Origin of the sequence: Pseudomonas edaphica (assembly GCF_005863185.1) — a bacterium.
Taxonomy (GTDB): Bacteria; Pseudomonadota; Gammaproteobacteria; order Pseudomonadales; family Pseudomonadaceae; genus Aquipseudomonas; species Aquipseudomonas edaphica.
Window position 1 is genome coordinate 1 of record NZ_VBVZ01000123.1, and the last position, 13,090, is coordinate 13,090.

At 60.7% G+C, this 13,090-nt stretch carries 11 protein-coding genes and 1 pseudogene; 3 read left to right on the forward strand and 9 right to left on the reverse strand.

Annotation, left to right across the window (positions count from 1 at the left end; all coding sequences use genetic code 11):
* The 3 genes from FEM54_RS10635 to FEM54_RS10645 form a co-directional block, all read right to left on the reverse strand.
* A partial coding sequence (locus FEM54_RS10635; RefSeq protein ID WP_138450798.1) for an N-acyl-D-amino-acid deacylase family protein occupies positions 1-1,297 on the reverse strand: 1,297 nt, incomplete at its 3' end.
* A 1-nt stretch (position 1,298) separates the two neighbouring features.
* Positions 1,299-2,159 carry a MurR/RpiR family transcriptional regulator gene (locus FEM54_RS10640; RefSeq protein WP_017137948.1) on the reverse strand — a complete coding sequence of 287 codons (861 nt, stop codon included), beginning with the start codon at positions 2,157-2,159 and terminating at the stop codon, positions 1,299-1,301.
* Positions 2,160-2,185: 26 nt separating this feature from the next.
* Complete coding sequence (locus FEM54_RS10645) at positions 2,186-3,535, reverse strand: GntT/GntP/DsdX family permease (RefSeq protein ID WP_225933009.1); 1,350 nt, start codon at positions 3,533-3,535, stop codon at positions 2,186-2,188.
* Positions 3,536-3,782: 247 nt separating this feature from the next.
* Here FEM54_RS10645 and FEM54_RS10650 point away from each other — a divergent pair, with 247 nt between their 5' ends.
* Positions 3,783-4,175: a lysozyme inhibitor LprI family protein gene (locus FEM54_RS10650; protein ID WP_138450800.1), complete on the forward strand. Its 393-nt coding sequence runs from the start codon at positions 3,783-3,785 to the stop codon at positions 4,173-4,175.
* Here the strand turns inward: FEM54_RS10650 and FEM54_RS10655 are convergent, their stop codons facing one another.
* The 4 genes from FEM54_RS10655 to FEM54_RS10670 all read right to left on the reverse strand — a co-directional run bounded on the left by FEM54_RS10655 (position 4,176) and on the right by FEM54_RS10670 (position 8,526).
* Positions 4,176-5,621: a SulP family inorganic anion transporter gene (locus tag FEM54_RS10655; RefSeq protein WP_017137951.1), complete on the reverse strand. Its 1,446-nt coding sequence runs from the start codon at positions 5,619-5,621 to the stop codon at positions 4,176-4,178.
* 197 nt (positions 5,622-5,818) lie between these two features.
* Positions 5,819-6,712, reverse strand: coding sequence for an NAD-dependent epimerase/dehydratase family protein (locus FEM54_RS10660; protein ID WP_099549433.1), 894 nt, complete (start codon positions 6,710-6,712; stop codon positions 5,819-5,821).
* Between the two features lie 103 nt (positions 6,713-6,815).
* Positions 6,816-7,712, reverse strand: coding sequence for a LysR family transcriptional regulator (locus FEM54_RS10665; RefSeq protein ID WP_138450802.1), 897 nt, complete (start codon positions 7,710-7,712; stop codon positions 6,816-6,818).
* Between the two features lie 49 nt (positions 7,713-7,761).
* Positions 7,762-8,526 (reverse strand): sulfite exporter TauE/SafE family protein, encoded by a 765-nt coding sequence (locus FEM54_RS10670; protein WP_138450804.1) that lies wholly within the window; start codon positions 8,524-8,526, stop codon positions 7,762-7,764.
* Positions 8,527-8,716: 190 nt separating this feature from the next.
* Between FEM54_RS10670 and FEM54_RS10675 the strand changes: the two genes are divergently transcribed.
* Positions 8,717-9,607, forward strand: a complete 891-nt coding sequence (locus FEM54_RS10675; protein WP_138450806.1) for a LysR substrate-binding domain-containing protein — start codon at positions 8,717-8,719, stop codon at positions 9,605-9,607.
* On the opposite strand, the gene FEM54_RS10680 is transcribed toward FEM54_RS10675, so the two are convergent.
* Together FEM54_RS10680 and kynU are read right to left on the reverse strand one after the other, a co-directional pair.
* On the reverse strand, positions 9,553-10,959 hold the full coding sequence (locus FEM54_RS10680; RefSeq protein WP_017137956.1) for an amino acid permease: 1,407 nt from the start codon (positions 10,957-10,959) through the stop codon (positions 9,553-9,555). The two genes, FEM54_RS10675 and FEM54_RS10680, sit on opposite strands and share 55 nt — an antisense overlap.
* A 195-nt stretch (positions 10,960-11,154) precedes the next feature.
* On the reverse strand, positions 11,155-12,405 hold the full coding sequence (gene kynU, locus FEM54_RS10685) for a kynureninase (protein ID WP_138450808.1): 1,251 nt from the start codon (positions 12,403-12,405) through the stop codon (positions 11,155-11,157).
* 145 nt (positions 12,406-12,550) lie between these two features.
* Between kynU and FEM54_RS10690 the strand changes: the two are divergent.
* Positions 12,551-13,012: pseudogene (locus FEM54_RS10690) on the forward strand (Lrp/AsnC family transcriptional regulator); the annotation flags it as partial.
* Positions 13,013-13,090 lie beyond the last annotated feature (78 nt).

A 13,090-nucleotide genomic window follows, 5' to 3' on the forward strand; every position in this document is an offset into this window, starting at 1 on the left:
CGCGCAACGGGTCGAACAACACCAGGTCGGCCCAGTGCCCTTCACGAATTTCTCCACGCTCGGCCAGCCCAAAACGCGCCGCCGACAACCCGGTCATCTTGTGCACCGCCGTGTGCAGTGGAAACAACCCCACATCCCGGCTGAAGTGCCCCAGCACCCGTGGAAATGCGCCCCACAACCGCGGATGGGGAAACGGGTCTTCCGGCAAACCATCCGAACCCACCATCGACAACGGATGCGCAAGAATACGCCGTACATCCGCCTCATCCATCCCGTAGTACACGGCCCCTGCCGGTTGCAGGCGACGTGCCGCATCCATCAGCGAAACCTCCCACTGCGCCGCGATGTCCTGCAAGTCGCGCCCGCCGACCTCCGGGTGCGGTGTTGACCAGGTAATAGTGATACGAAACGCGTCGGTGACCTGCTTCAAATCCAGCGTCGACGAGCTGGCGGCATAGGGATAGCAATCACACCCGACCGGATGGGTTTGCGCTGCCAATTCCAACGATGCCAACAGTTGCGGACTGCGCCCCCAATTGCCCGCACCGGCGCACTTGAGGTGGGAAATGATCACCGGTGCCTGCGCATGTCGGCCAATCACAAACGCCTCGTCCATCGCCTCCAGTACCGGTTCGAATTCGCTGCGCAAATGCGTGGTGTACACCGCACCAAACGCCGTGAGTTCTTCACTGAGCTGCAGCACTTCATCGGTCTCGGCATTGAACGCGCTGGCGTAGGCCAGGCCTGTGGATAAACCGAGGGCACCCGCCTGCAGACTCTCCTGCAACTGCACACGCATGGCGGCAATTTCACTGGGCGTGGCGGTGCGGTGCAGGTCGTCCATATGGTTGCTGCGCAAGGCGGTGTGGCCGATCAAAGCGGCAACGTTGACTGCCGGATGAGCACTTTCCACGGCAGCACGATAGTCGGCAAAACGTGGATAAGCGAATGCCTCACGCGCCCCCAGCAGGTTCATCGGGTCCGGTGGGTCGCTACGTAAACTCACCGGCGATGCGCTGATGCCGCAGTTGCCGACAATCACTGTGGTCACGCCCTGGCTGAGCTTGGGCAGCATCTGCGGGTGGCGGATCACCACCGTGTCATCGTGGGTGTGCACGTCGATAAAACCCGGCGCCAACACGCGGCCACTGGCGTCGACTTCATGCTCGCCGGTTGCGCTCGACAAGTCGCCGATCGTCTCGATGCGCCCGGCGCGCAGCCCCACATCGGCGACATAGCCCGGCGTGTTGCTGCCATCAATGATCAGCGCCTGGCGGATCAACGTGTCGTACTTCATATCAGTCTCCAAGCGGCAGGCTGTCGGGGCCGCCGCGATAATCGTCGAGGGCCAGCTTGATCCGGCGCAGGCGTTCCTGGTTGTCGTCCGGCAGGGCCAGCGCCAGTTCGGTGGCGAGCAGGTCGATGGCCAACAGCATGCCGTAGCGCGCCGCGGTGGGCTTGTAGATAAAACTGGTTTCGGCCGGTTGCAGCGGCAGTAATACATCCGCCAATTCGGCCAGGGGTGAGTCGGCCAGGGTGATGGCGATGATGGGGGCATCGTAGCTACGCGCAAGCTTCACGACGTCCAACAGTTCTGGCGTCAGCCCGGTGAGCGAGCACACGATCAGCGCCTGCTCCGGGCCTAAAGTGGCCGCCGTGACCCGCATCATCACCGGGTCATGGCTGGCGGCAATCGGGTAGCCCAGGCGTACCAGGCGCACCTGCAATTCGTCACTGCACAGGCTCGATGGGCCGCCCATGCCAAACGCGTGAATCATCCGCGCCTTGCCCAACAGGCTGACCGCATCAACAAAACTGGCCTGGTTAAACCCCGACAGGTGCTGACGCAACGTCGCTTCGATATCCCCCAGAATCTGCCGGTGAAAGGCCGACTGCTCCGGCAACCCGGCCGGGTCCAGAAAACGACTGCCCACGCCACTGGCCTGGGCCAATTGCAGGCGCAAATCACGTAAATCGCGGCAACCGACACTGCGAGCAAAACGCGACAAAGTTGCCGTGCTGACCTCGGCCCGTTGCGACAACGCTTCCAGGCTGGCCGACGCGGCAAAGCCCACATCATCGAGCATCAGCTTGGCGATACGGCCCTCGCCGGCGCTGAACGAATCCTGGCGGGCGCGGATCTGGTAGAGGATGTCCATGACGGCTCCGGCTTACAAAATGAGGCTTATAAAACAAGAGACAGGCCATAGGTGAGACCGAATGCAACCACCGAAATCAAAGTCTCCAGCACGGTCCAGGTCTTGAAGGTCTGGATCACCGTCATATTGAAGTATTCCTTGATCAGCCAGAAGCCGCCGTCGTTGACGTGGGAAAAGATCACCGAACCCGCACCGGTCGCCAGCACCAACAATTCAGGGTGTGGATAACCCAGGCCCATGGCGACGGGCGCGACCACACCGGAGGCCGTGGTCATGGCCACGGTGGCCGAGCCGGTAGCGATGCGCATCAATGCGGCAAACAACCAGCCCATCACCAGCGGCGACAGGTGGAAGGCATGCGCCAGACCAAGAATCTCATTGGTCACGCCCGCGTCCACCAGGATGCGGTTCAAACCGCCGCCTGCGCCCACCAGCAAGGTGATGCTGGCGGTCGGCGCCAGGCATTCATTGGTGAACTTGAGGATCGATTCGCGGTTGAAGCCCTGGGCCAGGCCCAAGGTCCAGAAGCTCACCAGCGTGGCGACCAGCAGCGCAATCACCGAGTTGCCGATAAACAGCAGGAATTGATTGAAACCAGTGCCCGGAGTGGAAATCACGTTGGCCCAACCGCCGATCATCATCAGCACCACCGGAAGCAAGATGGTGCCCATGGTCAGGGCGAAACTTGGCAAACGTGTACGCGGCTCGCGCTCGATAAACTGGCGTTCCAACGGGTTTTCCGCCGGCAAGTGGATGCGCGGCACGATGAACTTGGCATACACGGGGCCGGCGATGATCGCCGTGGGAATGCCGATCAGAATCGCGTACAGCACGGTCTGCCCCACCGACGCGTTATAGGCCAGCACCGCCATCATCGCCGCCGGGTGTGGCGGCACCAGCGCGTGTACCACCGACAGACCGGCGACCATCGGCAAGCCGACCATCAGGATCGACACGCCCACACGCCGCGCCACGGTAAAGGCGATCGGCACCAGCAACACAAAACCGACCTCGAAAAACAGCGGCAGCCCCACCAGAAACGCAATACACACCATCGCCCAATGCGCGTTGCGCTCGCCGAAACGGTTGATCAGCGTGCGCGCCACCTGCTCGGCACCGCCGGATTCGGCCATCATCTTGCCAAGCATGGTGCCCAACGCCACCACCAGGGCGATATGCCCAAGGGTCTTGCCGACGCCCGCCTCGTACGAGCCCATGATCGTGTCGGCCGGCATGCCGGCCATCAAGGCCAGGCCGATAGACACCAACGTGATGACGATAAACGGGTTGAGTCGGTAGCGTGCAATCAGCACGATCAATGCAATGATGGCGATGGCAGCGTATGCCAACAGCCCAAAGCCCAGTGGTGCGGCCATGCGGTACTCCTTGGAAAGGGTCACGTCGAATTGGTTGTGAAACTCATAAATCATTACCGGGTGTAATTTTCAATTTTTATGAAAGTAATTTTCGCCCACAGATAAGCGCTGTCGCTTTGGGACATGCCCAACGCCAGCCGATGAAAATCCGGGGGGTGTTCTTACATGAAGTTTTTTGCGTGCGGAAACTCAGTTGCCAGGGCCGAGTCTCAGATGACAGGCCTACCCACAACCAGGAAAACCAACAATGAATCGCAAGACCCTGCTTGTTCCTTTCGCCGCCAGCGCACTGCTGCTGGCCTTTTGCGGCAGCGCTTGGGCCGATGACAGCCCGGCGTTGAAAAAATGCCTGGATGGCGCCAACACCACGGCGGACATGGTCAGCTGCAACGCCACCGAAGCCAAGATCCAGGACGCGCGCCTGAACAAGGCGTACAAAGACGTCCTTGCGCTTCAGGAAGGCAAACAGAAGCAGCAACTGCAGGACGTACAGCGCCTGTGGATCAAGTACCGGGACGCCAACTGCGGCTTCATCGGCTCAGCGACTGGTGGCACCATCGATCAGGTCAATGGCATCGGCTGCATGCTGGACATGACCCGCACCCGCGCCCAGGAACTGGAAAATATGCTGCCGCTGTAATCAGTCGTGATGCACGCGGGCGCGCTTGAGCAGCTTCTTGCAGCGCTCCGACAAATGCAGCACGCGCAAATGCTTGCCGGCCTTGGTGTAGCGCTCGCGCAGGGTCATCAGCGCAGCAATCGCTGAGTAGTCGACAAAGCTCAGGTGACGACAATCGAGCGTCACCTGGGCCGGGTCGTTGGCCGGGTCGAACTGGTTCAAAAACGGCGTGGTCGAGGCAAAGAACAGCGTGCCGTGCAGGCGATACAGCTTGCTGCCGTCAGCTTCCAGATGCTCATCGGCATACAACTCACGGGCCTGTTGCCAGGCGAAGTTCAGCGCCGCAATCACGATGCCGCAGAGCACGGCGGTGGCCAGGTCGGTGAACACGGTAATCACCGTTACCGCAATAATCACCAACACGTCGTTGACCGGCACCTTGTTGATCACCCGCAGCGACGCCCAGGCAAAGGTCTGCTGGGACACCACGAACATCACGCCGACCAAAGCCGCGAGCGGAATACGCTCAATCAGCGGCGACAAAAACAGAATAAACAACAGGATCATCACCCCGGCGAACACCCCGGAGAAACGCCCGCGCCCGCCAGAGCTTAAGTTGATCACGGTTTGCCCGATCATCGCGCAACCGCCCATGCCGCCAAACAGGCCCGAGACCATATTCGCCGCGCCCAGGGCCACGCTTTCGCGGTCGGGGTAGCCACGGGTTTCGGTGATTTCGTCGGTGAGGTTCAGGGTCAGCAGGGTTTCCAGCAGGCCGACCATCGCCATCAGGAACGCGTAGGGCGCAATGATGCCGAGGGTTTCCAGGGTCCACGGGATTTGCGGCAACGCGAAGGTTGGCAGGCCGCCGGCGATGTGGGCCATGTCGCCCAACGTGCGGGTTGGCAGACCAAGCAGGTAAACAGCCAGGCCGACGCCCAAAATCGCCACCAGCGCGGGCGGCACGGCGCGGGTCAGGCGTGGCAGCAGGTAAACAATCGCCATGGTTGCCACCACCAGCCCGCTCATCACATACAACGGCGTGCCGCTCAGCCAGGTTTCACCGCTTTTGAAATGCTCCAGCTGTGCCAGCGCAATGATGATCGCCAGGCCGTTGACGAACCCGAGCATCACCGAATGCGGCACCATGCGCACCAGTTTGCCCAGCCGTAACAGGCCAAACGCGACCATGATCAGACCGCCCAGCAGCACCGTCGCGAGCAAATACTCCACGCCGTGTTGCACCACCAGCGCCACGATCACCACCGCCATCGAACCCGCCGCGCCCGAGACCATGCCCGGCCGGCCGCCAAACAAGGCCGTGAGCGTGCAGATAATAAAGGCGCCGTAGAGGCCCATCAGCGGGTTGAGGTGAGCCACCAGGGCAAAGGCGATGCATTCGGGCAGCAGTGCGAAAGACGTGGTGAGGCCGGCCAGGGCATCGGCGCGCAGACGGGTGAGGTTCATGAGGTACCAGGGAGTAGCGAGGGATATGGCGGGGGATGGTACGGAATTGCGGTCGGTGGGGCCAGTAATGTGTAACAACACATGAACCGAGTCGCCTTCATCGCAGGCAAGCCAGCTCCCACATTTTGAATTGCGAATACATTCAAGTGTGGGAGCTGGCTTGCCTGCGATGGCAACGCCGCGGTACTAAGCGGACATCACACCATCTCGTTGCGAATCCACTCCACCACCGACGTGCGCGTCGGCGCCCAGCCCAGCAACTCACGCGCATGTTTGCCACGCACCCGGCTGTTGGAACCCAGGCCATAGTTGGCCATTTCATAGCCCCACTCAGCCTCAGCCTCAGCCAATGGCCAATCCTGCGGCTCGCCCAGGTTCAGGGCTTGGGCAATCGCGGTGGTCATGTCGACAAACGCCGCTTCGCTGCTTTCCACAAAGTAGAACGTGCCCGGGACGTTCTTGGTCAAGGCCAGCAGATACAGGGCCACCACGTCTTCAATGTGTACGTTGGACCAAATGTTCTGGCCAGTGCCCACATGGCGCACCACGCCGCTCTTACGCGCCTGTTTGAGCAGTCGTGGCAATTGCACGCTGTCACGCTTCACGCCCAGGCTGTGGCCGTAGATCAGGGTGTTGCAGATCACCGCCGAGTTCACGCCCTCTTTGGCCGCCGCCAGGATCAGGTTGTCGATGGCCACGCGCGCGGCCTTGTCGACGGTCGGCTCCGGCAGGTTGTCTTCAACGTAGATGACATCGCTGGATTTACCGCCCGAAGCATCACCGACAATGCTCGAACCGCTGGTGTGCAGGAACGGCTTGTTTGAACCTTTCAAGGCGGCCAGCAAGGTTTCGACGGCAGCGCGATGGTCGCTGCTGGCGGCATTGATCACCGCATCAGCTTTAGAAGCCTGTGCGCTCAACACGGCGGCGTCATCCAGCGTGCCGATCACGGGCGTGATGCCCAGGGCGGTCATTTCAGCCGCTTGCTCGGCGCTGCGCACCAGGCCGGTGACCGTGTGGCCGGCCTTGACCAGGCCGGTGGCGATGGAGCCGCCGATAAACCCTGCTGCGCCGGTGACGAATACGTTCATGGAGGTTGCTCCTGACTGGGTAAGTGATAGGCCCAGTATCAAGGACTCATTCCTGCCGAATAAGCCCATGCTGCCCAATTCAATCTTGCGCACAGGTCACGAATCAGCAGGCATACCGCGCAAGCTTGGTTTGAATGAAGTCCAGGAAGCACTGGATGCGCAGCGCCAACTGCGAGTTACGGTAGAACACCGCGTGGATCGGCTGGCGATAGCCGCTGTTGAAGGCTTCCAGCACCGGCACCAGGCGCCCGGCATCGATGTCGGCGTTGGTCATGAAGTTCGACAGGCAGCAAATGCCCTGGCCTTCCAGCGCCAGCTGGCGCACGGTTTCGCCGCTGGAGGCGGCAATGCTTGGCTGGATCAGCCAGCGGTCGCCTTCCACGTGGCGCAACGGCCAGTGGTTGAGGGTTTCGGTCTGGGTGAAGCCCAGCAGCGTATGGTCGGCCAACTCGGCCACCGTCTTCGGCGTGCCGAACTGCTTGAGGTAGTCGGGGCTGGCGAGGATATGCAGCGGCGTGCAACCCAACGAGCGCGCATGCAGGGTCGAGTCGGCCAGGGCACCGATGCGGATAGCAATGTCGGTGCTTTGCTCCAGCAGGTCGATGATCACGTCGTCACTGTTCAGCTCCAGCTGGATATCCGGGTAGAGGCTGCGAAACTCGGCAATGTACGGCACGATCCCATGCAGCATGAACGGCACGGCCGCATTGATGCGCAGGCGCCCGGAAGGGTTCTTCTGGCGCGACGACAAGCGCTCTTCCAGCTCGTCCATCTGCGCCAGGATCACCTTGGCCTGTTCGAAAAAATACTTGCCCTCTTCGGTCAGGTCCATGCGCCGCGTGGTGCGGTTGATCAGCGTGGTGTCGAGCTTGGCTTCCAGGCGCGACAAGGTGCGGCTGACTGCCGAAGGCGTCTGCCCGACCTGCTCCGCAGCCGCCGAAATCGAGCCGCACTCAATCACGCTGACGAAGATCTGTAGCTCATCGGATCGGGCTTTCACGGGGTGTCCTCTCAATCGGTTCGCGACAGCTTACACCGTGAACAGCCACTCAGCCGCTGATCAGTAGATGGCCCCCCAACATCGCCATGCCGACGAAAAACACCCGTTTGAACAGCACCGCGCTGATGCGCTGGCGCAACACTTGGCCCAGCCACATCCCCAACAACGCGGGTATCAGCGCCAACAGCGAGGCGCTGACTTCGCCACCGCCCAGGGTGCCACGCCAGGTCAGCGCTGCGGCCAACGCCAACGTGGAAGCGGTGAACGCCAGCCCCAGCGCCTGCACCAATTGATCGCGGTTCAAACCCAGGGCTTGCAGATAGGGCACGGCCGGAATCACGAACACGCCCGTCGCCGAAGTGATAAGGCCGGTGACCAGACCGCACAACGGGCCAAGCCAGCGCTCGGTTTTAGGTTTCACCTTGAAGGTCGGCAAAAACAAGCCACTTAACGCATACACCAGCAAGGCGCCACCCAGCGCGTGAACTACCCAATGCCCGCCGTCCGTGCCCAGCCACAACGTGCCAAGCCCGGTGCCGAGAATAATCAGCAGCAGCATTGGCCACAGGCGCTTGAGCAAGGCGCTCAAGTGGCCACCGAACGCCAGTTGCCAGAGGTTGGTGACTGTGGATGGAATGATCAGCAAGGCCGCAGCCTGCGCCGGTAACATAGCCAGGCCGAGCATACCCATGGCCACAGTGGGCAGGCCCAGGCCGATCACGCCCTTGACGGTGCCGGCCAGCAGGAAGGTGCCGATCACCAGCAGGGTCAAGGCCGGGCCGAGGTTTTGGTAGAACGCGAGGAAGGTAGTCATGGGGCGATTTTGCAGGATTTCGTTGAGGTCGAAAATTCGCCATATACTGAGGTAGCCTCTTGTTTTGCGTGAGGCTTAAATAGCTATCGCAGGCAAGCCAGCTCCCACATTGGACTGTGTTCACAAAGCAAAATGTGGGAGCTGGCTTGCCTGCGATAAGGCCAGTGAAGTCACTCGAGAAACCTCAGCCATGCACTTTGACCTGATCGACCTGCGCCTCTACCTGCACACCCTCGACACCGGCAACATCACTGCCGGCGCGGCGCGCAGCCATTTATCCCTGGCGGCGGCCAGCGCGCGTATCCGTGCGATGGAAGCGTCATTGGGCATCGAGTTTCTTGAACGCGGCCGCCGTGGCGTCACGCCAACACCCGCAGGCAAAGCCCTGGCCCGCCACGCCCGCCTGCTGTTGCAACAGGCCGAGCACCTGCAACAGGACCTGGCCGAATACGCCCAGGGCATCAAAGGCCAGGTGCGCCTGCTGTGCAACACCACCGCCCTGAGCGAATACCTGCCGGAACTGCTGGCGGATTTTTTGCGCCAACATCCCAACCTCGATATCGACTTGCAGGAGTTGCCAAGCCTGCGCATTACCCAAGCCTTGCGCCAGGGCATAGCAGACCTGGGGATTATCTCCGATGCGGTGGACACCCACGGCTTGCAGACCCTGCCGTTTCGCGATGACCCACTGGTGCTGCTCATGCCCCTCGATCATCCGTTGGCGACGGCGAATTTCATCGACAGCCTGCAATACGATTATGTAGGCCTGACCGCCAGCAGCGCGCTTTCGGTATACCTGGAAGAACAGGCATTGCACGCAGGCTTTCGCCTGCAAACACGCATTCGCGCCGAGGGTTTTGATGGGTTGATCCGCATGGTCGCCGGCGGCGCCGGCCTGGGCATCGTGCCCCAGGCCGCATTGGAACGTTGGCCGACAGAAAAGCGCATTAAAGCCCAGCCATTAAGCGAAGACTGGGCCTGTCGCAAACTACTGTTATGCGCCCGCTCCTTCGAGCAATTGCCCGGTTACGCCAAAGCCTTGTTCGACGCCCTGGCCCTGCCCTTGCGGAAAAACCCGTAATACACCGCCGACAGAATCATCAGGAATGGCACGCCAAACACCAGCGTCATCTTGAAGGCCTCGGTGAAGTACGTGGTGATCATCACCGCCCCCATCAGCACCAGGCCCAGCAATGTGCTGTAGGGAAACAGGCGCAGCTGGAACGACAGCTTCGGCCCGCCATGACGCTTGCGATAACGGCGAAAAAACAGGTGCGTGAGGAAGATCATGAACCAGGTGAAGATCGCGCCAAACATCGAAATCGCCATCATCAAGGTGAACGAGCTTTCCGGGTACACCACGTTCAACAAGGTCGCCAGGGCAATGCCGGAGCTGGACAGCAGCAACGCGTTCAGCGGAATGCCGCTCTTGCTCAAGGCGCCCATGGACTTGGGCGCAAAACCTGCACGCGACAGGCTGAACATCATGCGTGTGGTGATATAGAGCTGGCTGTTCATCGCCGACAACGCGGCGATCAGGATCACGAAATTCATCACCCCGGTGGCACCGGGAATACCAATGGTCTGCATTACCGTAACAAACGGGCTCTGGGTCTGGCCGGCCTGGTTCCACGGCACGATGGCGAGCATCAATGCCAGAGTCAGCAGGTAGAACACCACCAACCGCACGATGGTGGCGCGAAAGGCCTTCTTCACCGCCTGCTCCGGGTCTGCGGCTTCACCGGCGGCCACGGCGATCATTTCTACGCTCAGATAGCTGAAGATCGACACGATCACTGCGATCCACATGCCGCTCAGCCCATGGGGGAAAAACCCGTCGTGGGCCGTGTAGTTCTGCACGCCATAATCAGGATTACCGGAGCCGAACACCACGTACACCGCGAGGATGATGAAGCCGACGATTGCGGTGATCTTGATGGTCGAGAACCAGTATTCGAAGTTGCCGAAGGTCTTTACGCTGATGGCATTGAGCAGGATCAGCACACTGGAAAACGACACGATCCACACCCACTCCGGCACGTTGGCGAACCAGTACTTCATGTACATCGCCACCGCCGTGACCTCGGCGCCCACTGCCAGCACAATCGCCGCCCAGTAGGCATAACGCACCAGAAAGCCGGCCAGCGGGCTGATGTAGAACTCGGCGTAGGCACCGAACGAGCCCGAGGTGGAGTGCGCCACGGTCATCTCCGCCAGGCAGCCCATCAACAGCAAGGTGATCAACGCACCGATGGCGTAACTCACCAGCACACTCGGCCCGGCATAACCGATGGCGTAGGCGCTGCCCATGAACAGCCCCGTGCCGATGGCGCCACCGATGGCGATCATGCTCATCTGGCCGGAAGTGAGCTGGCGCCTCAGGCCCAGTTCGCGATGGGTGATCTCTGCAAAGCCGTTGTCTGGCGTGGTCACGTGGTGTGCCCCTTTATTATTGTGATTGTTATGGCTGGCGCTGAACCTTGTGGGAGCTGGCTTGCTGTGGCGAGGGAGCTTGCTCCCGTTCGACAGCGCAGCTGGAGCCGGCTTTTTGGGGGCGCTTCGCACCCCAGCGCAAGCAAGCTTGCTCGCCACAACAAGCCAGCTCCCACATTTTGATTCGTGTTGTACTTAAGTGACGCTGTTGCGCACTTTGAATTGGGGTTGGTCCCAGGTGTGGTTGTCGAGGATTTCGCCAAGGATCTCCACGGCGTCCCATACTTCGGTAAAGCTCGTATACAACGGCGTAAACCCAAAGCGCATGATGCGCGGCTCACGGTAATCGCCGATCACGCCACGGGCGATCAAGGCCTGGATCACCGCATAACCTTCAGGGTGTTCGAAACTCACGTGGCTTCCGCGCCGGGCATGCTCACGCGGCGTAATCAGCTCCAGCCCGTGGGCGGCGCAACGGGCTTCGACCAGCGCGATAAACAGGTCGGTCAAGGCCAGGGATTTGCTGCGCAGGCTGGCCATGTCGGTCTGGGCAAAAATCTCCAGGCCGCATTCGACCATTGCCAACGACGTGATCGGCTGCGTGCCGCACAGGTAGCGCGTGATGCCGGCGCTTGGCGCGTAGTGAGCTTCCATGGCGAACTGGCGCGTGTGGCCAAACCAACCCGATAGCGGCTGGCGCACCATATCCACCAACGCCGGGTTGACCCACACAAACGCCTGCGAGCCCGGCCCGCCATTCAGGTATTTGTAGGTGCAGCCGATCGCATAATCGGCACCGGCCTTGTTCAGGTCAATGGGCACCGCGCCCGCCGAATGCGCCAGGTCCCAGATGCTCAGCGCGCCACATTCGTGGCTCAAGGCGGTGAGCGCCTGCATGTCGTACATGTAGCCGGTCTTGTAATTGACGTGGGTAAGCATCACCACCGCCACGTCATGGTCGATGGCTTGGGGCAGCTCGTCCGGGCTGTTGACCAACCGCAGGGAATAGCCCTGTTGCAACAACTCGGTCAGGCCTTCGGCGATGTACAAATCGGTGGGAAAGTTACTCGCCTCGCTGACAATCACCTTGCGCGCAGGCTCGCGTTGGCGCTGCACGCTCAAGGCAGCGCTGAGCACCTTGAACAGGTTGATCGAGGTGGTATCGGTAATCACCACTTCACCGTCACGCGCGCCGATCAGCGGCGCCAGGCGGTTGCCCAGGCGTTGGGACAAATCCGCCCAACCGGCGCTGTTCCAGCTGCGAATCAAGCCATTGCCCCACTCCTCGGCAATCACCTGCTGGGCGCGCGCCATCGCCGCCACCGGGCGGGCGCCCAGAGAGTTGCCATCGAGGTAGATCACGCCCGCAGGCAAGGCAAACTGCTGACGCAGTGGCGCCAGCGGGTCCTGGGCGTCGAGGGCTTGGCAGTGGCTTCGGGTGGTCATGGGTTGTCCTGATTTTTTATAAGTGAAGATGGACCAAATAATGAACGAAGTTTTAGAGAATTTTCGTGCAAAGTGGTGGGTAACAGGCTAATTAAGCTGTAGGAAATTCGAATTTAACCCCAAAATACGCGGATTTATTCTAACCATGATTCTCGACGCCACCGACCTGCGCCTCCTGCATTTTTTGCAACAGGATGGCCGCATCAGCAACCAGGAACTGGCGGAAAAAGTCGCCCTGTCGCCCTCCGCCTGCCTGCGCCGTTTGCGCCTGCTGGAGAGCGAAGGAATCATCAGCGGCTACCGCGCCGTGTTGAATGCCGAGCAGTTGGGGATTGAGCTTGAGGCCATCGTGCACCTGTCGTTGCGCCAGGATGTGGAGGACTGGCACGAGACGTTTATCAAGAAGGTGCAGGGGTGGCCGGAGGTGGCCAGTGCCTATGTGATTACGGGTGCAAGCAACTATGTGTTGCGTGTGCAGGCGCGCAACCTCAAGCACTTTTCCGACTTTATCGTGAACCACCTGAACCGCACGGCCGGGGTGATGGATATTCGTTCGGAGATTGTGTTGCAGAAGATCAAGGACCGGGATGAGGTGTTGGATCTGGTCGTGCGTAAACATCCGCAAAACTACAAGTCCTGTGGGAGGTGTCGTGCCTGCCATAGCGGTCGTTCATTCACCATTGCT